Source organism: Blautia sp. NSJ-175 (assembly GCF_022867815.1).
Classification (GTDB): Bacteria; Bacillota; Clostridia; order Lachnospirales; family Lachnospiraceae; genus Blautia; species Blautia celeris.
Genome location: NZ_JALIFQ010000002.1, coordinates 1 through 21,509, shown reverse-complemented (window position 1 = coordinate 21,509; position 21,509 = coordinate 1). Strand labels below are relative to the sequence as shown.

Sequence of the window (21,509 nt, the reverse complement as noted above, 5' to 3'; positions counted from 1 at the left end):
TTTCTATACGTCTTTTTCTCCTAGAATGAGCCGCAGTATCATATTGGCCTGATGTGCTGCACAGAGAGTGACTCTGGGAGCTGTCAGGCTTATGCCGGAGGCAATGTCACTGGTGCCGTCCCCGCAGAGATACAGGTTTTTCATCCTCTTTTCTGTATGTATGGAGTTGCTGCTCCCATAGCCGGCCATGCCCGAACCGGATACAATGAAAGTATCCGGACGGTGTTCCAGAAGATAGTTGACCAGCATGGCCTTATTTTCTGCCCGGTCAAATGCTTCACAGATGATCTTGTCATCCCTAAACAGGCGGTCTATATTGTTATCTGTTACCTTAACTGTGTCGGTGCGGACTGAGATGTAAGGGTTGATCTCTGAGATCTCTTCTTTCAGCGCTTCTGTTTTATACCTGCCTAAATGCTTCATCCTGTAAATCTGCCGGTTCAAATTGCTGGGCTCCACCCGGTCAAAATCGATCAGGTGAAGGCTTCCGATGCCGGTACGCGCCAGCATTACAGCCACATGGGAGCCCAGACCGCCGAGGCCGGCAATGGCGGCACCGGCATTCCGGAGTTTCCGGTGTATGGGGAGGGTATGGCGTTCTATAAGAACTTCCTCGATTTCGTCTTTGGACAGGATCGTATGTCTTTCTTCCAAATCAGCCGCCTCCTACAAAGCTGACAATCTCATAGGTATCTCCATCCTGAACGATGGTGTCAGCGTAACGGTTTTTGGAAAGAATATCACCGTTTCTCTCCACAGCGATGCGCTGCAGGGAATAACCCCGTTCCACTAGGAGGGTTTCCACTGTACAGGGGGCAGTAAGCTGAATGGCATTTCCGTTGATTGTTATCATTTGATATACCTCTTTATGTATGTGCTGTGTGACTGCTTAACAGGTCTTCGTATTTGCAGTGCTGCTTTTATCATTCGTCATAGATGCTGACAATCTCACCTTCCAGGATACGGTTCATGTTCCTGACTGCGCAGAAATTACCGCACATGCTGCAGGTGTCCTCCTTTTCAGGCTTTGCCTCTGCCCGGTAGCGCCCGGCTTTTTCCGGGTCCAGACAGAGACGGAACATTTCTTCCCAGTCCAGTTTCTTGCGGGCTGTACTCATTTTATTGTCCCAGTCGGCAGCGCCTTTTACACCTTTAGCAATATCTGCGGCATGTGCTGCGATGCGGGAAGCTATAATACCTTCCTTTACGTCCTCCAGATTGGGCAGACGCAGGTGTTCCGCCGGGGTCACATAGCACAGGAAGGAAGCGCCGTAGGTGGCTGCAATGGCACCGCCGATGGCAGCGGTAATGTGGTCGTATCCGGGGGCAATGTCTGTCACCAGGGGACCCAGCACATAGAAGGGGGCACCCTGACAGAGTGTCTGCTGAATCTTCATATTGGCCTCAATCTGGTCAAGGGGCATGTGTCCGGGGCCTTCCACCATAACCTGTACATCCTTTTCCCAGGCGCGTTTTGTCAGCTCACCCAGAGTGATCAGCTCCTCGATCTGGGAAATATCAGAGGCATCCTGAATGCATCCGGGGCGGCAGGCGTCTCCAAGGCTCATGGTAATGTCGTATTCCCGGCAGATATCCAGAATCTCATCATAATGTTCGTAGAAGGGGTTTTCCTGGCCTGTCATTTCCATCCAGGCAAAGATGATGGAGCCCCCGCGGGAAACGATATTGGTCAGACGTTTGTTTCGTTTGAATTTTCCGGCAGTCTCTTTGTTGATGCCGCAGTGGATGGTCATGAAGTCCACCCCGTCCTCGGCGTGCATGCGGACAATGTCAAGCCACTGGCGGGAAGTGATCTCTTTCAGGGGTTTGTGATAGTAGACTACAGCGTCATAGATGGGGACGGTTCCGATGATGGCAGGACATTCTTTTGTCAAGCGTCTGCGGAAGGTGCGGGTATCCCCGTAGGAGCTCAGATCCATAATAGATTCAGCACCCATTTTTACCGCGTTGTTGACTTTTTCAATTTCCATGTCCATGTCTTTGCAGTCCCTGGAAATGCCCAGATTTACATTGATCTTCGTTCTGAGCATGGAACCAATGGCGTTTGGCTCCAGAGAGGTGTGTTTTTTGTTGCAGGGAATGATGACCTGGCCTTTGGCCATAAGAGTCATGAGTTCTCTGACATCCATCTGTTCTTTTTTGGCTGCCGATTCCATCTCTTTTGTGATAATGCCTTTTCTGGCAGCGTCCATCTGTGTTGTGTACTGCATGTAAATCTCCTTTCTGTGTGACACGGAAATGCCCGGAAGGAGATAGAAGAGGTGAAAAAAATGCACCCCTGATGGGGTGCACCAAATATTACATAAACTTCTGGTTCGCTTCCTACGCCGGCATTATCCGTATCAGGTTCTCAGGGTCGAAATCCGTTCGTATTTCCTCTCAGCCGACGCGTCAGCTCCCCTTGCGTATTCAATTGTTTTCAGGTATTTTTCCTGCCATAATCATATAGCGGCTGGAGAAAATTGTCAACACTGAATTTTATATTATATATTTTTGATCAGATATTCCTGTCTGCCATCCCGCAGAAATACAGGAAGGGTATCCATGGAAGCTTCCGCTTCGATCCACTGTCCGCCTTCCAGAATTTCACCCGTATGGGCATTGGTCCAGGTGCTGCCCTCAGGCAGATAGACCTTCCGCCTGAAGGCGTGGGGTTCCACAATAGGAGCTGCCAGAATGTCCGGGCCGTACATGTACTGGGTATCCAGTTCCCAGGTGTTTAAATCCTCCGGGAATTCATAGAACATGGTACGCATAACCGGAGCGCCTGTCTCGTGTGCCTCAGCCATAAGGCTTCTGGTATAATCCCGCATCATTTCACGGATCTCAATGAATTTCTTCATGATCTGGTAATTTTCTTCCCCATAACTCCAGATCTCATTGTCTGCGCCGGTTCCCTCAGTCTCCTCTCCGTCTGCTTTGTAGAGCGGTGTGCGCGGGAGGCGGTTGCCGTGAAGGCGCATAACAGGGCAGAAGGCGCCGAACTGGAACCAGCGGATCAGCAGTTCCTGGAAGTCTTTGTCATAAATGTTGCCGCCGTGGAAGCCGCCGATATCTGTGGTCCACCAGGGGATTCCGGAGAGCCCCATCTGCAGGCCGGCCACGATCTGGTTGCGGAAATCCTGATAGGTGGAGTGGATATCACCGGACCAGATCAGGGCACCGTACTGCTGGCTTCCTGCCCAGGCACAGCGCACCAGGTTCAGAACGTCCTCCTGGCCGGCTGCTTTCTGGCCTTCATAGAAGCCGCGGGCGTATTCTCTGGGGTAAATGTTTCCCTGCTGCATGACGCTTCCGGCATAGTAACGGTAGTTTTCGTAATCATAGGTGGTATATTCCGGTTCCGCTTCATCCAGCCAGAAGAGTTTGACTCCGTTTTCCCTGTAATTCTTTCTGCATTTCTCCCAGACATATTCTCTGGCCTCAGGGTTGGTGGCATCATAGAATACATTGTTGCCCTGGAAATCCATCTGGACGTTCAGGCCGTGTTCTGTCTGGACGAGAAGACCCTTCTGGCGCATCTCCTTGAAGTTCTCACTGCGCCAGTCGATCTGGGGCCACACGGATACCATAAGTTCCATTCCGTAAGAGCGCAGTTCTTCCGCCATGGCCTTGGGGTCCGGGAAGAAATGCTCATCAAAACGGTAGTCTCCGCACCGCGGCCAGTGATAATAGTCAACCACAAACACATCCACAGGAATGCCCCGGCGGTGATATTCTCTGGCAACAGACAATACCTGTTCCTGGTTATGGTAGCGCAGTTTGCACTGCCAGAAGCCCAGTCCGCATTCCGGCATCATGGGAGCGCGCCCCGTCACCTGGCTGTACTGAGATTCGATCTGAGCGGGAGTGTCGCCTGCTGTGATCCAGTAGTCCATTTTTTTGGTGCTGTCAGCCCGCCACTCTGTTACATTTTTGCCGAAGGAGACGCTGCCGATGGCGGGATTGTGCCAGAAGAAGCCGTAGCCTTTGCTGGATACATAGAAGGGGATGGATGCCTGGGAGTTTCTGTGGGCCAGTTCAATATTGCAGCCTTTCAGATCCAGGATGTCCTGCTGATACTGGCCCATGCCGTATATTTTTTCGTCCTTGTTGGCCTCAAAGCTGACCTTCAGACGGTAATCGCCGCCGATATAAGGGGAAAATTTACGGGCCCTGCGGATCAGGGCGCCGCCGCCGTCCATCTCTTTGAGAAGTATTTCCTTTTTGTCGTTAAAGAAGGTGACAACCGCCGCGCTGTTCCAGCCTCTTGTGTCAATGAGAGCGGAGATTTTGCCGTTTGTGATCGTGGCAGTTTCCTCGTCTGCCTGAATCTGTGTGTGTGACGGTTCCTGTTCTTTCAGGGCACTGCTTGAAAGGTCCAGGGGACCGGAGGGTACGGAAACAACTCTCAGGCTGTTTGCGCCCCATGCCATAATGCGGAGGGTTTCGCCGGCATTGTGGTATTCAATATAATTTTCGCTTTGGGTAAAGAATGACATAATTTTCCTCCTGTAGATAAATAAGTTGTGTAGCGCTCTGGCCGGACAATCACGGCTGACGTTCATTTTCCAGTATTATAAGATTATCCCGGGGAAAAAACATCTATTATGATGTCAGGGTATATTAAAATCATGTCATATTTCTAAACTGACTGGGCGTCATTCCCGTTGCCTTTCGGAAAGATACGGCAAAGTAGTTGCTGCTGTCAAATCCTACAGCAAGAGCAATATCTATGACGGGAAGACCGGTCTCCCTTAACAGCGACATGGAACGGTTAATGCGGTAGCGGTTCAGGTAAGAGACAGGGGTGGAGCGGAAAGATTTTTTGAAAAAGCGGCAGAACTGTTCCCTGCTCAGGGAGACGGATTTGGCAAGGGAATCAAGGTTTAAGGGGTTCTGGTAATTTTCATCAATGTATCTTAGAATCTTCTTTTTCCGCTCCTCATTTATATAGTCGGATGTGGATTTTATATTGTGCTTTTCTTCTTTTATCAGAAGATGAAATAAAATCTGGTAAAGGTATCCCTTGATCAGCAGTTCCCGATAGGGATGGGAGGCGTGATAGGCTGCTGTGAGTTCCCCGAGGAGATGCTGAACAGCCTCACATTTCAAATCCGTGCCGTATATAACATAGGAGGACACAAAGCTGTTCTCAAAGAACGGATTTAACTGTCCGGCCTGGATGGCATCCTGATTTTTACTGGAAATAAAGTCAGGGTGGAACACAATGGAGGTAAAACGGCAGGTTTGATCCCTGTATTGATAGGCACCATGAAGCTGGTTTGGGGGAATCAGTACAATGGTGTCTTTTCCGGCAATGATGGAAATGCCGTCTACCACCAGCTCCATCATGCCTTCTGTCACAAAGAGGATCTCTGCCTCCTCATGCCAGTGGTTGTAAAGGATCAGCCCGTTTTCGCAGTATTCCATGTCCTGATATACCTGAAGGGGAAATTCATGACTTCCGTGGGCTGCTTGTTCTTTTAAATTATCATTGACGGCTGGATCGATATTCATATAAGGAGTCTCCTATAATAAAAAAAGGCATTCAGGATTAAGAAGCTTCCGGAATGCCTTTACATTAAGTTTAAGTTCAGGTGTTATCTGTTGAATTTGGCTGCCAGATCCTCAAACTCTGAGGCGAAATCCCTGACTGCATCCTCACTGGTTGCCCAGGAAGTACAGAATCTGAGGCAGGTGTGTTCCGGATCGGGTTTGCACTGGAAGGTGGTCAGAAATCTTTCGTTTACCGCTTCCGCCAGAGCATCCGGGAAAATAGGGAATACCTGGTTGGTAGGTGCCGGTGCCAGAAGCGGGATGCCTGCTTTTTCAAACACATCCTTAAGAATCTGTGCCATGGCAACACCTTTGCGTCCAAGCTCCAGATACAGCCCTTCTTTAAAAAGTTCCTCGAACTGAACGCCCATCATCCAGCCCTTTGCAAGGATTGCTCCGTGCTGTTTCATATTGAAGCGGAAATGGTCTTTAAATTCTTCTTTTACAATAACAAGAGCCTCGCCGAACATGGCGCCCACTTTCGTTCCGCCGATGTAGAAGGCGTCACATAAATCCGGCAGGTCCGGGAAGGTCAGGTGTGTCTCCTCCACAGCCAGGGCCATAGCCAGGCGCGCGCCGTCCATGTACAGATACAGGTCGTGGCGTTTGCAGAAGGCATACAGAGTTTCCAGCTCTTCTTTGGTGTAAACAGTTCCCACCTCTGTGGGATTGGATATATAAACCAGGCGTGGTTCCACCCAGTGTTCATTTTCATGTAATTTTAAGACAGGACGAATCAGGTCCGGTGTCAGTTTTCCGTCATCCGCGGGAATGGAAAATACCTTATGCCCCGTGGATTCAATAGCCCCGGTCTCGTGAGTGTTGATGTGACCGGTATCGGCACTTAAAACAGCTTCATATGGACGCAGAATATGGGAGATAAAAGTCAGGTTGGTGAGAGTACCTCCGGCGATAAAATGAATGTCCACGCTGTAATCCTCAAGTGCTTCCTGAATCAATTCCCTTGCGTTGTCACTGTGCTCGTCCAGTCCGTATGAATTGTTCTGGTGATAATTGATGGTTTCCAGCGCCCTGAGTATGTTAGGGTGCGCTCCTTCACTGTAATCATTCTGAAAACTATACATGGCAAAAATCCCCTTTTCCTGTATTTCTATCCGCATCCGAAGTCCGTTTTTCAGGCTCCGAATGACATGCTGCTGTTTCAAGCTACATTCTATCACACTTTGCAGGAAAAACAAATCATTTCGTTGAAAATGTCCGTTTTTGTTGATATAATGGGCGCAACGAGCCAAGTGGGAGCTTGCTCACATTTGGCGACTGCAGAAGATTGGGAACGCAGTTCGCAATATAATGGGCGCAACGAGGCAAGTTTTGGATGAACTGTTGGATTGATATAACACATTATGATGTTCATGAGGAGAGGTGTATATGGAAGAGACCGTAAATAAATTATTTCAAGATATAAATCATCTCATACAGGAGTCAAAAACAAAAGTAGCGGCCGTTGCTAATGCGGAAATCACAATATTATTTTGGAATATTGGAAATCGAATTAATGAAGATGTATTGGGAAACGCCAGAGCTCAATACGGAAAGCAGATAGTCGTGACGTTGTCACGACAATTAACAGCATATTATGGTAACAGTTATGATGAGAAAAAATTACGAAGGATGATGCAGTTTGCAAAAAGTTTTCCTTCGTTGGAGAATGTCGTTACACTGTCACGACAATTATCCTGGTCACATTTCGTTGCATTGATTCCTGTAAAAGATGATGTTGCACGAGATTTTTATGCGGAATTATGCAGATATGAAAAATGGAATGTCAGAACATTGCGGAAAAAAATAAGTGGCATGTTGTATGAAAGAACCGCAATCAGTTCAAAGCCAGAAGAATTGATCAGACAGGAGATTGCGGAACTAAAGAATAAAGATAAAGTGTCTCCGGATATTGTTTTTCACAATCCATATTTTCTTGATTTTACCGGATTAAGAGGTAATTTTAAAGAAAAAAACCTTGAAGAAATGCTGTTGACCGAACTGGAGAAATTTATAATGGAGTTAGGAACAGGATTTACATTTGTTGAACGGCAGAAGCATATGGTAATAGACGGTGAGGATTTTTTTCTGGACATGTTGTTTTTCAACAGGGCATTACATAGATTGGTAGCGGTAGAACTAAAACTCGGAAAGTTTAAGGCGTCGTATAAAGGACAGATGGAATTGTATCTGCGCTGGTTGGAAAAGTATGAAATGCAGGACGGCGAGGAAACTCCTTTAGGGCTGATTTTATGTACAGAAGGAGGAAACGAGCAAATTGAACTTTTACAGTTAGATAAGGCAGGCATTCGTGTTTCACAGTATTTGACTGTTTTGCCGGAAAAGCATTTGTTAACAGAGCAGATTAACAGAGCATTAGAGGAAGCCAGAGAACGTCAGGCAATGGAATATGATGATGAGTATGATGATTAACAAGCACTAAGAAATAAAGTTAAGTGTGAAATATAAAAGTGAAATTGAACCGCAGTGTGCATCTGCTGGCGCAGCGATCCGGGTGAGAAGAGAGGTGAGGTTGTATCAAAATAGGTGAGGTTTCAAAATTACTGCATATATCCCAGGATACAATCCGCTACTACATGGAGCTGGGCCTTCTGGTTCCCGGGAGGCATGGGAATCTGTATGATTTCAGTGAGGACAGTATTGAGGACATCCGCTGGATTCATAAGCTGAAGGAAATGGGATTCCTGTTGAAAGAGATCCAGAAAGTTTTGTCTCTGCGGCGCACTTCCAACTGGGTAGAACCCCAGGAAATAGCTGAGTACCTGATTCTTCTGGACAAAAAGAGAAAATCTCTGCGTAAGGATATTGAAAATATCGAAGATGAGATTGCACGCATAGAAGAGGAAGAGAAATCCTTCACCATCGAGACCGCAGGGGATAAAGTGCTGGTGGGCGCTCCCCTAAAGGCGTTGGAATACCTGCGCTGTCCTTTCTGCGGAGAAGCATTTGCCGTTGAGCAGGTGCAGATGAACAGCAGATATATTTATAATGGAAAATTGGCCTGTTCCTGCGGATATGCCCTTGAGATCAGGGACGGAATCCTTTTGTCACCCGGCGCGGCAGATGAAGCGGACGGGGGTGCGGATCTGGAGCGGGAAAAATATAAAGACCTTCCCGCATCTGTGGTGACGATGCTGCAGAGAAGCTATAACTTTCTCCTTCATCGTATTTCAGGAATGCAGCTCTATGACAGGGTGGTTATGGAGACGGATATCAATGAATTTTTCTATCTGTATACGCATTTCAGAAAAATAGAGAATCGTGTACTGTTTATTATTACAGACCGCTACCCACAGGTGCTCAGAATGTACAAAGAGAGGATCGAGTACCTGAAGCTTGACCTTGATATTCTGTATGTTGCCGATGGCAGCGGTAATTATCCTCTGAAAAAGGGAAGCGTGGATCTGCTGATCGACTATTTCAGCTCGAATTACAGAGAAACATGCCATGGGGAATCTATATCCGGCCGGATGCCGGAATATCTGAAGGAAAACGGCGAGATCATAGGCTGCTATTTCTCCGGAAAAAATGAAGGAAGAATATTTGATAAAAAACAGTTCCTTGAGGAAATGAAAGGGAATGGATATGCCCTTATAAAGGAGCGTACCATCGAATGTCCGGTGGAAGTGGGAAAAGGGAACCAGCTTTTACTGTATGAGAGCAAAACAGAGGAAAGTACAGCAGTACAAAAGACAGGCACACAAAAAACAGGCCGATGACCGGAAGAGGATTCTTCCGGTCATCGGCCTGTTTTTTTCCATCCTGCAAAAAGTTTATAGGATTTCAAGTCTTTTCAGGATTTCAGCCGTATGGCTGCAGCATTGGCATGTCCCGGGAAACCTTCCCCTTCCGCCAGGTGGGAGGCAAGTGCTGCAACCTGATGAGCAGCCTCCTTTGTCAGCCGCTGGGTCGTGCAGACCCTGGAAAAGGTACCGATCCAGACACCGCCGCTGTACCGGGCGGCCTTTCCTGTGGGCAGGGTATGGTTAATGCCGTTTACATAGTCACTGTATACAACAGCAGAATATTTTCCCATAAACAGGGAACCGTAATTCTTAAATTTATCCGTATAGGCCTCTGCACCGGCAAACTGCAGCACCAGATGTTCCGGGGCAAAGGCATTGGCAAGACGGCATGCGTCATCCAGGGAGTCTGCCAGTATAACTTCACCGCAGGTGTTCCAGGAGGCGGATGCAATGTCCTCTGTCTCAAGCTCGGGAAGCTGCTTTTCCACCTGACGGATCACCTCAAGCCCAAGTGTCTTATCTGTGGTGATCAGCCGGGCAATCGCCTGGGAGTCATGTTCAGATTCTGAGAGAAGGTCCGCCGCGATGCAGGCAGGGTCTGCCTCCCGGTCAGCGATAACCAGAATTTCACTGGGGCCGGCCAGAAAGTCAATACCGATACGCCCGTAACACTGGCGCTTGGCCTCTGTCACATACTGATTGCCCGGGCCTACGATCATGTCCACAGGTTCTATCTGCTCTGTTCCGCAGGCAAAGGCGGCAACCGCATGGGCACCGCTCAGCGCGTATATTTCACGGATTCCGGCAATATCCATGGCTACCAGGGTGGAAGGGTGGACACTGTCTGTCCCGTTGACGGCAGGCGTGCACATGGCAATTCTTCTCACATCTGCTGTCCGGGCAGTAATGCCCATCATCAGGGCAGTGGAGTACAGCGGATACCCGCCGCCCGGAACATAACAGCAGCAGGAGTCCACCGGAATGATCTTCTGTCCGAGAAAAATGCCGGGAGATATTTCATAATCGGAAAAACCGTGCAGGGAAGCCTTCTGCTTCAGGGCGAAATCCTCCAGACGCTGTGCCGTGGTTTTCAGGTCCTCGATCAATGCAGGGGAAGTAAGATCATAGGCCCGTCGGATTTCCTCCGGGGAAATGCGCAGGCTTGTGCGTGTATTTCCGTCAAATTGTGTATTGTATTCAATCAAAGCTCTGTCTCCCCTTGCGGAGACATCCCTGATAATGGCATGGACTTCGGCTTCCAGATTCTGTTGTTTCTGACGGTCCACAGGCTTTGCTTTTTTCAAATATTCCAAAAAAATCCCTCCCTTGCAGCTGGTTGTTACATCCAGTATACAAGAGAGGGAAATGCTTTGGCAAGCAGATTATTTCTTCCGGTATCCGTATGCCTCCAGATATTTTAAGGGGATGGACATACGCACCGTTTTGTTCGGATTTACAGTCTGGCAGATGGACAGGTCTGCAGCTATGGACTGGAGCATGATCGCCTCATCAGAGGTCAGTTCTGTTTCGGTTACCATGTAATCATGCAGGTACTCCACAGCTTTTGCCCAGGCCTCATCCACTGTTTTGCAGGAGGCAACAGCCATAACCTCTTTGTCAGTGACAACAACAGGGTAAGGTTTCTGATGATTGGGGATCACGGTCAGTTTTAAGGTGACCTCACCTGCGGTTTCCACACCGCAGCCTCCGATTTCCCCGTCGCCCATGCAGGCATGAAGATCACCCAGGGATAAAAGCGCACCTTCTGCAGCAACAGGGAAATAAATACTGGAACCTGTTTTAATCTGGGTACAGTCCATATTTCCGCCGTGGGAATCAGGTGTATCTGTGGGGATAGCCTGTCCTGCCGGGGCTACGCCGATGACACCGACCATGGGTTTTAAGTCAAGGGAAAGCCTGGGGCTGAAGCCGATCTTTCCGTTTCTTACCGGCAGACGTTTGACGGCAGGGGTTTTCACCAAATGAGCAAGGCAGCCAAATTCAGAATCAATTTCCGTTACGCCTGTGGGGGCGAGGGAGATATCCAGGATCTCTGCTTTCAGGGTATCCCCCGGTTTGGCGCCTTCAACAAAAATGGGGCCTGTGGCGGGGTTTAACTCATCAAAGAGCAGAGAGTCAAAGGAGCTGTCATCTGGGATCAGCCTGTCTTTAAAACAGTCATAGGTATGTACTGTGACGGTTTCACCGTTTTTAACTGTGAGAACAGGAGCGTGCTCTCTGCTCATGGTATAGATCACTTGGTCCCGGTTAAGATTTTTCATAAAGTTCCTCCAGAAAACAAACATTTTTATTCTTTAACAAGGCGTTTTCCCTTCTTTTCCACATACTGGTCAGAAGAAGGGTCATCCTCCAGCTTCATGATGGTCAGCCCTGTAAAGCCAAAGATGGCTGAGACGATAGGGCAGAGGATATTAAAGAAGCAGTAAGGCAGATAGGTCAGTGTGGGCACACCCAGGAAGCCGGACATGGTGGCACCGCAGGTATTCCAGGGGATGAGCGGGGAAGTGACAGTGCCGGCATCCTCCAGTACACGGGAGAGGTTCCTCGGGGCAAGTCCGCGCTTTCGGTATTCATCCTTGAACATTCTGCCCGGAATGGCAATGGCAATGCAATGGTCTCCAAGGAGTACATTGCAGAACAGGGCAGAGATAATGGTGACAAGCACCAGTGAACCTGTATTTTTGGCAAATTCCAGCAGTTTGTTGGCGATTACGCTCATCATGCCGGTACATTCCAGTATACCGCCGAAGGACAGGGCGCAGATGATAAGGGAAACCGTCCACATCATGCTCATCAGTCCGCCTCTTGTGAGAAGTTCATCTACCATGGCATGGCCTGTCTCAACTACAACACCGTTCTGTACTGCATTGAACACAATGGATAAATCCTGATGCTGGAAGACAACCCCGCAGATCATACCGAGCACTGTTCCGGCGAAGAGACCGGGGATAGCCGGGACTTTTAGGGCAATCAGGACAATTACAATGACAGGTACCAGGAGCAGCCAGGGGGTAATGTTATAGTTGGCAGCCAGAGCGTCCAGGATTCCGTTGATCTGTCCGTGGTCTAACTCCTGTCCGGCAAAACGGAAACCGATGATGCCGAAGCCCACAATGGAAATACCATAGGCAATGACAGTAGTGTACATCATATGTTTGATATGGTCTGTGAGTTTTGCGCCCGCAATGGCAGCAGCCAGGTTCGTGGTATCGGACAGGGGAGACATTTTATCACCGAAATAGGCACCGGATATAATGGCACCGCCTGCCAGACCGACAGGAATATCCAGTCCCTTTGCGATTCCCACAAGGGCAATGCCGATGGTGCCCACAGTAGCCCAGGAACCGCCTGCAGCAAGGGAGACAATACTGCACAGGATCATACAGGCCACCAGGAAGAAGGCAGGCGTGAGAATCTGCAGCCCGTAGTAAACGAGTGCAGGAACTACACCGCCCACGATCCAGGTTCCAATGGTAGCGCCGATGATGATCAGCAGCAGCACAGCCTGCATGATACTTTTCAGCGATTCAATGGCTCCATCCTCCAGATCCTGCCAGGTGTAACCCAGAAAGACAATGGCAATAAATGCCGTAATGCAGGTACCCAGTATAAGCGGAACCTGAACATCCACCTTCAGCACAGACACAGAAAAAATCAGGATGATGACAGTCAGCACTACCGGTGTCAGAGCCAGGAGCAGGGTAGGCTCTTTCTTCACTTTTTCTTTTGCATTCATAAATCTTTTCCTCCATTCTTACTGAAAAACGCTTCAGCTTTTGATGAATTAAGACTATCATAGCCTGTAAAACCAATGTCAACAAGGAAAAAGAAGGATTTCATGGAGTATACTCCATATTTTGTATCAGAGTGTGTCGTAACGGTTCAGCTTGTCTGTACTGTTACAGCGTGTCAGAAAATTGCTCTTTTTCTGGACGAAAAAATCTTGCTAATTTCTATCAACATATGATAATATGATAAGAACGCAAAAGCGTTTTGGACAAATTCATGCACAGCAGGGGCGGAAGTGGTACTTTCGTCCCCTTTTACCGTGTTATGGCCGGGTAGAGAGATACCGGCCGTGGACGGATATGAAATTGGCTGGATTTACAGGCAGATAATAAGTTTCAGACATACTCAGATACAATATAAATAAAATTAATTTTGAAAGGATGAGACAGAGATGACAAAGATTGACATTTTTTCGGGTTTTTTGGGAGCAGGTAAGACAACTTTGATTAAAAAGCTTCTGAAAGAGGCATACAAAGGCGAGCAGGTAGTGCTCATTGAAAATGAGTTCGGAGAGATTGGTATCGACGGCGGTTTTCTGAAGGAGGCCGGAATTGAGATTCGTGAAATGAATTCCGGTTGTATCTGCTGTTCCCTGGTCGGAGATTTTGGGGAGGCTTTAAAAGAGGTGATTCAGAAGTATGAGCCGGACCGTATTATCATTGAGCCCTCAGGTGTAGGAAAACTATCCGATGTGATCAAAGCAGTTAAAAAAGTGGAAGGAGAGGTTGACATAAAACTCAACAGCTTCACAACACTTGTGGATGTTATGAAATGCAAAATGTATATGAAGAATTTTGGTGAATTTTTCAGCAATCAGATAGAGTATGCAGGGACTATTATCCTGAGCAGAACGGACAAAGCGGCAGAGGAGAAGGTAATCGCAGCCCTTCAGATAATCCGCGGATTGAATAAGTCGGCTGCAGTTATCACAACACCGATTGAAAAATTATCCGGGGCAAAAATTCTGGATACCATGGAAAATAACCGTTCTCTGGAAAAAGAGCTTCTGGAAGAGGAAGTATGCCCGGTATGCGGCGGACACCATGAGCATCATCATGAAGAGGAATGCGGTCATGAGCACCACCATGGAGAGGAATGCGGTCATGAGCATCACCATGGAAAGGAATGCGGTCATGAGCATCACCATGGAGAGGAATGTGATCATGACCATCACCATGGAGAGGAATGCAGTCATGACCATCACCACGGAGAGGAATGCGGCCATGAGCATCACCATGAAGAGGAATGCGGCCACGACCATCACCATGAAGAGGAATGTGATCACGACCACCACCACACCGAATCCTGCGGCTGCGGTCACACCCATGACCATGACCATCATCACCATCACGCAGACGAAGTTTTCACCAGCTGGGGACGCGAGACAGCCAAAACTTACACAGAAGAAGAAATCCATGCTATCCTGGAAGCACTGTCAGACGATGAGGAATACGGCATGATCCTTCGTGCAAAAGGAATGGTAGAAGGCAAAAACGGAAGCTGGATTTATTTTGACATGGTACCGGGCGAGGCAGATGTGCGCGAAGGTTCACCGGAATATACGGGCAGGATCTGTGTGATCGGCTCCAAGCTCAAAGAAAGCAGTCTGGAAAAACTTTTTAAACTGGCATAAGAACAAGCTCTAGGGAAAGGACGTGGAAAAATGGATGAAATTACAGTACCTATTTATCTCATGGCAGGATTTTTGGAGAGCGGCAAGACCTCTTTCCTGAATTTTACCATTGAGCAGGATTATTTTCAGATAGACGGCCCCACACTTTTGATCCTCTGTGAGGAAGGTGAGGAGGAGTTTGACAAACAGGCATTAAAAAAGAGCAGGACTTCTGTGGAAATCCTGGACAACCCCGAGGAACTGACGCCGGAGCGTCTTGTGGCATACGATGCATTTTACAATCCGGCCCGCATTATTATTGAATACAACGGCATGTGGCAGCTCAGTAAACTGGAAGAGATGGATATGCCGAAAGGCTGGGGAATCGTCCAGCACATTGTGACGGTGGATGCCAGCACCTTCCAGGTGTATATGAACAACATGAAATCCCTTTTTGTGGAAAGGATAAGAAATGCGGACATGGTTCTTTTTAACCGCTGCGAGCAGGGTATGCCGCTGGCAACCTTCCGCAGAAGTGTGAAAGTAGTGAATCAAGCAGCAGAGATCATCTTCGAGGATGAGGAAGGCGAGATTGAAAATATTTTTGAAGATGAAATGCCTTTTGACGTAAACGCAGATATTATTGAGATCATGGACGAGGATTACGGCATCTGGTTCATTGACGCCATGGACCATCCGGAAACCTACAAAGGGAAAAAAGTTTCTTTCACAGGCATGGTTTTAAAATCCAGAGAATTTGCGAAAGATATGTTTGTGCCCGGCCGTATGGCTATGACCTGCTGTGCGGATGATACCACATTTATCGGCTATGTCTGCAAAAGCCCGGAAGCACGTTCTTTAAGAACAGGAAAATGGGTGAAGGTTGTGGCAGAAGTGGATTATGAGTATATGGACTTCTACAATAAAGAGGGTCCTGTGCTCACCGCAGTATCCGTGGAACAGACAGAGCCGCTGAAAGAAGAACTGGTATATTTCAACTAAAAAAGCGAGGAAATAACTAAGGAGAATCAACCACATGTATTTAATTGCAGGACTTGGAAACCCGGGAAAACAGTATGAGAGAACCCGCCACAATATGGGGTTTGATACCGTGGACGAGCTGGTTGACCGGCATAGGATTCCCGGATCAGGCATCCAGCACAAGGCAATGTACGGCAAAGGGATGATCGCTGGTGAAAAAGTGATACTGGCAAAGCCCCTTACCTATATGAACCTGAGCGGTGATTCTGTACGGGAGTTTATCAATTACTATAAAATAGACCCGGAGACAGAGCTGATCGTCATTTACGATGACATAGATTTGGAGCCGGGACAGATACGCATCCGGAAAAAAGGCAGCGCCGGAGGGCATAATGGAATGAAAAGCATTATCGCACAGCTCGGCACCCAGAATTTTTACCGTATCAAGGTGGGTGTGGGTGCAAAACCGGCAGGCTGGGATCTGGCTGATTATGTGCTGGGCCGCTTTTCCACCCAGGAGAGGGAGGAAGTGGATAAAGCCATCGGGGAGGCTGCGGATGCAGTGGAAGTGATACTCAGCGAAGGCATAGATGCTGCCATGAACAAATATAATGCAAAAAAGAAGTAATGATTCAGTCAATGGAATTGCAGCGGGTATCCGCCTATGAAAACCACTTTGCCATAGGGCGGATATCTGCATATAAATGCCGGGTAACAGGAGAGGGATATGCAAGCAGTCATACAGCCACTTTTAAATTTAAATGAATATCAGGAAATCAGAAGCCGCCTTCCAAAGAACAGGGGTGTTCTGCAGCTGTCCGGCTGCATTGAATCCCAGAAAGCCCATGTGATGTACGGCCTGTTTGAGGGCATGAGGCAGGACGGGAAGCGGGACAATACCAATTGTCTCATCATTGCCGAAAATGACCTGAAGGCAAAAGAACTCTATGAGGATTACCGTTTTTACGACAGGGAGGTGCTTCTCTACCCTGCAAAGGATCTGATTTTCTTCCAGGCAGATATCCACGGAAATCTGCTGACGAAACAGAGGATGCAGGTGATCGCAGCCCTTCTGCAGAAGAAAGGCGTGACCGTCATCACCAGTATGGGCGGCTGCATGGACTATCTGCTGCCGCTGTCCGTCATTGAGCAGCACGTGCTGCATTTTAAAAATGACAGTGTGCTGGACCTTCAAAAGCTGAAAAAAGATCTGATCAACATGGGATTTGAGTACAGCGCCCAGGTGGAAGCGCCGGGACAGTTTGCCATCCGCGGCGGTATTGTGGACCTGTTTCTTCTCACGGAGGAAAACCCTATTCGAATAGAATTGTGGGGCGATGAGATTGATTCTATCCGAAGCTTTGAGACAGAGAGCCAGCGCTCCATAGAAAATCTCGAGGAGATCACCATCTATCCCGCGGCGGAAATGGTGCTGACCCAGGAGGTACTGGAAAAGGGCTTAAAGGCCATTGAGAAGGAAAAGAATACATCTGTGAAAAAGCTCCGGGAGGCATTTCTCACAGAGGAGGCAGGCAGACTTAAAAACACGGTGGAGGAAGCGGTAAATGCCATGAAGGAGTTCGAGGACTTTGCGGCAGCAGAACACTTTATCCGTTATTTTTATAAGGAGCCTGTGACATTTCTGGACTATTTTGATGAGGATAATACCCTTGTATTCCTGGATGAGACAAACCGTCTTCTGGAAAAAGGGGAGGCTGTGGAGACAGAATTTCGGGAGAGCATGAAGAACCGCCTGGAAAAAGGCTACCTCCTTGCCGGTCAGACAGACCTGCTGTGCGGATGGAAAAAGGTGGTCTACCGTCTGAACCGGAAAAACTGTGTATCCGTCTGTACCATGGAGCAGCAGAAAGCAGACTGGGAAATAAACGGACAGTACCGCACAGTCACAAAATCTGTGAATTCCTATAACAACAGCTTTGAGCTGCTGGTTAAAGATTTGAAATACTGGAAGAAGAACGGCTACCAGGTGCTTCTCCTCTCCGGTTCCAGGACAAGGGCCCAGAGGCTTGCCCAGGACCTTCAGGAACAGGAACTCAACAGTTTTTACACGGAGGACATGGACAGAACCATATCCCCGGGCGAGATCATGACTGCCTACGGCCACGCAAAGCGCGGATTTGAATACCCGCTGATCAAATTTGTCCTGATCACCGAAACCGATATTTTCGGGCAGGAGAAGAAAAAGCGCAGGAAGAAGACTGAGTACAGCGGAAAGAAGATCCAGAGCTTTTCCGAACTGAATGTGGGCGACTATGTAGTCCATGAAAACCATGGCCTTGGTATTTACCGCGGCATTGAGAAGGTCACGGTAGACAAAATCGTCAAGGATTATATTAAGATCGAATACTCCGGCAGGAGCAATCTTTACATTCTGGCAACCCAGCTTGATATGCTGCAGAAATACGCCGGAGCGGATGCGAAAGCGCCGAAACTCAACAAACTGGGCGGTCAGGAGTGGAAGAAGACAAAGACAAGGGTAAGAGGCGCTGTAAAGAACATTGCCAAGGATCTGGTGGCGCTCTACGCTGCCAGACAGTCCCAGAACGGCTATCAGTACGGGCCTGACACAGTGTGGCAGAAGGAATTTGAGGAGATGTTTCCCTTTGAGGAGACGGAAGACCAGCTAAATGCCATTGATGCTGCAAAACACGATATGGAGAGCAGGAAGATCATGGACCGCCTGGTCTGCGGCGACGTGGGATACGGCAAGACAGAGATCGCCATCCGGGCAGCTTTCAAAGCCGTGCAGGAGAGCAAACAGGTAGTGTATCTTGTCCCCACAACCATTCTGGCACAGCAGCACTACAACACTTTTATCCAGAGAATGAAGGATTTTCCGGTCCGTGTGGACCTGCTCTGCCGTTTTAAAACACCGGCGGAGCAGAAGAAGACCATAACAGATCTGCAGAAGGGATTGGTGGACATTGTTATCGGCACCCACCGTCTTCTCTCAAAAGACGTAAAATACAAAGACCTGGGCCTTCTCATCGTGGATGAGGAGCAGCGATTTGGCGTGACCCATAAGGAGAAGATCAAAAGTCTGAAGGAAAATGTGGATGTTCTCACACTGACAGCTACTCCTATTCCGAGAACCCTGCACATGAGCCTGATCGGTATCCGTGACATGAGCGTATTGGAGGAGGCCCCCATGGACAGAACTCCCATACAGACCTATGTCATGGAGTACAATGAGGAGATGGTCCGGGAAGCTGTCAGCCGGGAGATTGCCCGGGGCGGCCAGGTCTATTACGTTTATAACCGGGTCAATGACATAGATGAGATCACCAACCGGGTAGCAAAGCTGGTCCCGGAGGCAAATGTGGCATTTGCCCATGGACAGATGCACGAGCATCAATTGGAGAAGATCATGTATGGTTTTATCAACGGTGAGATTGATGTGCTTGTCTCCACCACCATCATTGAGACGGGTCTGGACATCTCCAATGCCAATACCATGATCATCCACGATGCGGACCAGATGGGCCTGTCCCAGCTCTATCAGCTCAGGGGCCGCGTGGGCCGTTCCAACCGCACCGCCTACGCATTCCTCATGTATAAGAGGAACAAAATGCTCAAGGAAGTGGCGGAAAAACGCCTTCATGCTATCCGTGAGTTCACGGACCTGGGAAGCGGCTTCAAGATCGCCATGCGTGATCTGGAGATCCGCGGTGCCGGAAACTTACTGGGTGCGGAGCAGCACGGCCATATGGAGGCAGTGGGATATGACCTTTACTGCAAGATGCTGAGTGAGGCGGTAAAGGAGGCAAAAGGAATCAAACAGCAGGAGGACTTCGAGACAACCATCGACCTGGATATGGATGCCTTCATCCCTCCCCGCTACATTCCAAACGAATACCAAAAGCTGGACATATACAAACGCATTGCCGGCATAGAGAACCAGGAGGAGTACGAGGATATGCTGGAGGAGCTCATGGACCGTTTCGGGGAGCCGCCGAAATCCGTACAGAACCTGCTGGCGATCGCCAATCTGAAGGCCCTTGCCCACAAAGTCTATGTGCGTGAGATCAAACAGAACGGCACAGAGGTGAAAATTTCCATGTTTGAGCGTGCAGAACTGGACGCTTCAGGATTCCCGGCTATTCTGGAAAAATACAAGAACAACATGACCATGCGTATGGAAGGCCAGCCATATTTCCTGGTATCTTTAAAGGGCCGCAGGCCAAAAGAGATTCTGGACGCTATGGATATATTGTCCGGTATTCTCCGCGAATTTGAGGGGATTTTACAGGAAAAAGAGGAAAATCCCTTGCCCTGAACGGAAAAAAAGCTTATACTATAAAGCGTCGGCGCACCCTATGGCCGATGCTTTATCTCATACCCCTTGGGGAAACAGGAAAACACAGGAGGACTTTATGAATAAATTTACAAAAACTCTCGCCTGCGCGGGACTTGTAGTGGTTCTGGGAACCACAAGCCTTGCTGGCTGCGGGAAATCACTGGACGGAACGAAAATAGCTGCTACCTGCGGTGATGATAAAATAACTCTGGGAACGGCCAATATGATGCTTCGCATGACACAGGCACAGATGGCCTCATACTATTCCATGTTCGGCGGCTCCACAGCCGGAATCTGGGATCAGGAAGGCGAGGACGGCAAAACTTACGGTGAAAACACAAAAGACGACATGATGGACCAGATACATAACATGGTACTCTTAAAACAGCATGCCAAGGACTATGACGTGACCATCACAGAGGACGAGCAGAAAAAAATCGAAGAGGCAGCCAAGAAATTCATGGATGACAACGATGCAGAAACCATTGCCAAACTGGCTGTCAGCCAGTCTGATATTGAAACCATCCTGGAGTTCTACACCTACCAGGAAAAAATGTACGACCCCATGACTGCTGATGTGGACACCAATGTGGAGGATTCCGAAGCTGCACAGAGCAAAATAACCGTCTGCCAGATATCCACAGCCGGAACCCAGGATGAGGAAGGCAAAACCGTGGAACTGACCGACGAAGAAAAACAGGCCAAAAAAGACCAGGCTCAGGCCGTCCTTGACAAAATCAATGCCCAGGAAGACCCGGCAGCCGCAGATATGGATGCCCTTGCCAAAGAGGTGGACGAGAACCTGACTGCATCCACCAAAACCTTCGGCAGCGACGACACTGCCCTGGACGATAAACTCAAGGAAGCCGTTAAGTCCCTGACCGACGGACAGGTAGCCCCTGAAGTCATTGAAGGCGAGGACGCCTACTATGTTGCCCGCATGGATGCCACCTTCGACGAGGACGCCACTCAGTCCAAAAAAGAAAGCATCATCACCGAGCGCAAACAGGAAGCTTACAATGACCTCCTGAAAGAGTGGGGCAAAGACACCAAAATAGACGTAGACAAAAAAGTCTGGAAAAAAGTAACCTTAACTGATTCCGACTCCTACACCTTTAAACAGCCCGAGACCACCGACACAGGTGACACCGGAGCCGCTGACACCGGCGACACCAACACAGGCGATACCGGAGCTGCTGACACCGGCGACACCAATACAGGCGATACCGGAGCCGCTGACACAGGCGACACCAATACAGGCGATACCGGAGCCACTGACACTGACAACACCGACGCAGCAAACGCCGAGTAACACTATCTTTAAATACCGGGTAATCACTATCCACCGAATAACTAAAACTGCAGGGTCCAGCCAACCAACTGAACCCCTGCAGTTTTTTTACTCCAGCCGCATCCAAAGTCAGGTAAAAGAGGCGCGGGGCCGGGGGCGGGAAAGCATTCC

16 protein-coding genes and 1 riboswitch are annotated in these 21,509 nt (G+C 48.7%); of the genes, 7 read left to right on the top strand and 9 right to left on the bottom strand.

Going from position 1 to position 21,509, the window contains the following annotated elements:
- Window positions 1–3: 3 nt before the first annotated feature.
- The 6 genes from thiF to MUB35_RS03755 form a co-directional block, all read right to left on the bottom strand.
- Window positions 4–654 carry a sulfur carrier protein ThiS adenylyltransferase ThiF gene (thiF, locus tag MUB35_RS03780; protein ID WP_054350400.1) on the bottom strand — a complete coding sequence of 217 codons (651 nt, stop codon included), beginning with the start codon at window positions 652–654 and terminating at the stop codon, window positions 4–6.
- Window position 655: 1 nt separating this feature from the next.
- Window positions 656–853: a sulfur carrier protein ThiS gene (thiS, locus tag MUB35_RS03775; protein WP_148391943.1), complete on the bottom strand. Its 198-nt coding sequence runs from the start codon at window positions 851–853 to the stop codon at window positions 656–658.
- Window positions 854–923: 70 nt separating this feature from the next.
- Window positions 924–2,231: a phosphomethylpyrimidine synthase ThiC gene (gene thiC / locus MUB35_RS03770; RefSeq protein WP_033142903.1), complete on the bottom strand. Its 1,308-nt coding sequence runs from the start codon at window positions 2,229–2,231 to the stop codon at window positions 924–926.
- 93 nt (window positions 2,232–2,324) lie between these two features.
- Window positions 2,325–2,433: riboswitch (TPP riboswitch) on the bottom strand.
- 71 nt (window positions 2,434–2,504) lie between these two features.
- Window positions 2,505–4,502, bottom strand: a complete 1,998-nt coding sequence (locus tag MUB35_RS03765) for a glycoside hydrolase family 31 protein (protein WP_033142902.1) — start codon at window positions 4,500–4,502, stop codon at window positions 2,505–2,507.
- 130 nt (window positions 4,503–4,632) lie between these two features.
- Window positions 4,633–5,520 (bottom strand): AraC family transcriptional regulator, encoded by an 888-nt coding sequence (locus MUB35_RS03760; protein WP_052099643.1) that lies wholly within the window; start codon window positions 5,518–5,520, stop codon window positions 4,633–4,635.
- An 83-nt stretch (window positions 5,521–5,603) separates the two neighbouring features.
- Window positions 5,604–6,644: a threonine aldolase family protein gene (locus MUB35_RS03755; protein WP_033142901.1), complete on the bottom strand. Its 1,041-nt coding sequence runs from the start codon at window positions 6,642–6,644 to the stop codon at window positions 5,604–5,606.
- Between the two features lie 304 nt (window positions 6,645–6,948).
- On the opposite strand from MUB35_RS03755, the gene MUB35_RS03750 reads away from it, so the two are divergent.
- On the top strand, window positions 6,949–7,992 hold the full coding sequence (locus MUB35_RS03750; protein ID WP_033142900.1) for a PDDEXK nuclease domain-containing protein: 1,044 nt from the start codon (window positions 6,949–6,951) through the stop codon (window positions 7,990–7,992).
- A gap of 104 nt (window positions 7,993–8,096) precedes the next feature.
- Entirely contained in the window at window positions 8,097–9,299 is a 1,203-nt protein-coding gene (locus MUB35_RS03745; protein WP_186971038.1) for a MerR family transcriptional regulator, read from the top strand.
- Between the two features lie 74 nt (window positions 9,300–9,373).
- On the opposite strand, the gene hisD is transcribed toward MUB35_RS03745, so the two are convergent.
- The 3 genes from hisD to nhaC all read right to left on the bottom strand — a co-directional run bounded on the left by hisD (window position 9,374) and on the right by nhaC (window position 13,083).
- Complete coding sequence (gene hisD / locus MUB35_RS03740) at window positions 9,374–10,639, bottom strand: histidinol dehydrogenase (RefSeq protein ID WP_033142898.1); 1,266 nt, start codon at window positions 10,637–10,639, stop codon at window positions 9,374–9,376.
- Between the two features lie 69 nt (window positions 10,640–10,708).
- Window positions 10,709–11,608: an acetamidase/formamidase family protein gene (locus tag MUB35_RS03735; RefSeq protein WP_186971001.1), complete on the bottom strand. Its 900-nt coding sequence runs from the start codon at window positions 11,606–11,608 to the stop codon at window positions 10,709–10,711.
- A gap of 26 nt (window positions 11,609–11,634) precedes the next feature.
- Complete coding sequence (gene nhaC / locus MUB35_RS03730; RefSeq protein ID WP_054350404.1) at window positions 11,635–13,083, bottom strand: Na+/H+ antiporter NhaC; 1,449 nt, start codon at window positions 13,081–13,083, stop codon at window positions 11,635–11,637.
- A gap of 444 nt (window positions 13,084–13,527) precedes the next feature.
- On the opposite strand from nhaC, the gene MUB35_RS03725 reads away from it, so the two are divergent.
- The 5 genes from MUB35_RS03725 (at window position 13,528) to MUB35_RS03705 (ending at window position 21,359) form a co-directional block, all read left to right on the top strand.
- Window positions 13,528–14,769, top strand: a complete 1,242-nt coding sequence (locus tag MUB35_RS03725) for a GTP-binding protein (RefSeq protein WP_244805813.1) — start codon at window positions 13,528–13,530, stop codon at window positions 14,767–14,769.
- 30 nt (window positions 14,770–14,799) lie between these two features.
- Entirely contained in the window at window positions 14,800–15,750 is a 951-nt protein-coding gene (locus MUB35_RS03720) for a TIGR03943 family putative permease subunit (protein ID WP_244805812.1), read from the top strand.
- 34 nt (window positions 15,751–15,784) lie between these two features.
- Window positions 15,785–16,357, top strand: a complete 573-nt coding sequence (gene pth, locus MUB35_RS03715; RefSeq protein WP_033144205.1) for an aminoacyl-tRNA hydrolase — start codon at window positions 15,785–15,787, stop codon at window positions 16,355–16,357.
- 99 nt (window positions 16,358–16,456) lie between these two features.
- Window positions 16,457–20,026, top strand: a complete 3,570-nt coding sequence (gene mfd, locus MUB35_RS03710) for a transcription-repair coupling factor (protein WP_186970999.1) — start codon at window positions 16,457–16,459, stop codon at window positions 20,024–20,026.
- 97 nt (window positions 20,027–20,123) lie between these two features.
- Window positions 20,124–21,359, top strand: a complete 1,236-nt coding sequence (locus MUB35_RS03705; RefSeq protein ID WP_243184273.1) for a peptidyl-prolyl cis-trans isomerase — start codon at window positions 20,124–20,126, stop codon at window positions 21,357–21,359.
- Window positions 21,360–21,509: the final 150 nt, after the last annotated feature.

Coding starts and splice junctions, on each gene's coding strand:
- pth (WP_033144205.1), top strand. CDS start 15,785: ATGTATTTAATTGCAGGACTTGGAAACCCGGGAAAACAGTATGAGAGA.
- MUB35_RS03725 (WP_244805813.1), top strand. CDS start 13,528: ATGACAAAGATTGACATTTTTTCGGGTTTTTTGGGAGCAGGTAAGACA.
- MUB35_RS03705 (WP_243184273.1), top strand. CDS start 20,124: ATGAATAAATTTACAAAAACTCTCGCCTGCGCGGGACTTGTAGTGGTT.
- MUB35_RS03750 (WP_033142900.1), top strand. CDS start 6,949: ATGGAAGAGACCGTAAATAAATTATTTCAAGATATAAATCATCTCATA.
- MUB35_RS03765 (WP_033142902.1), bottom strand. CDS start 4,502: ATGTCATTCTTTACCCAAAGCGAAAATTATATTGAATACCACAATGCC.
- mfd (WP_186970999.1), top strand. CDS start 16,457: ATGCAAGCAGTCATACAGCCACTTTTAAATTTAAATGAATATCAGGAA.
- thiS (WP_148391943.1), bottom strand. CDS start 853: ATGATAACAATCAACGGAAATGCCATTCAGCTTACTGCCCCCTGTACA.
- MUB35_RS03755 (WP_033142901.1), bottom strand. CDS start 6,644: ATGTATAGTTTTCAGAATGATTACAGTGAAGGAGCGCACCCTAACATA.
- nhaC (WP_054350404.1), bottom strand. CDS start 13,083: ATGAATGCAAAAGAAAAAGTGAAGAAAGAGCCTACCCTGCTCCTGGCT.
- MUB35_RS03735 (WP_186971001.1), bottom strand. CDS start 11,608: ATGAAAAATCTTAACCGGGACCAAGTGATCTATACCATGAGCAGAGAG.
- thiC (WP_033142903.1), bottom strand. CDS start 2,231: ATGCAGTACACAACACAGATGGACGCTGCCAGAAAAGGCATTATCACA.
- MUB35_RS03720 (WP_244805812.1), top strand. CDS start 14,800: ATGGATGAAATTACAGTACCTATTTATCTCATGGCAGGATTTTTGGAG.
- MUB35_RS03760 (WP_052099643.1), bottom strand. CDS start 5,520: ATGAATATCGATCCAGCCGTCAATGATAATTTAAAAGAACAAGCAGCC.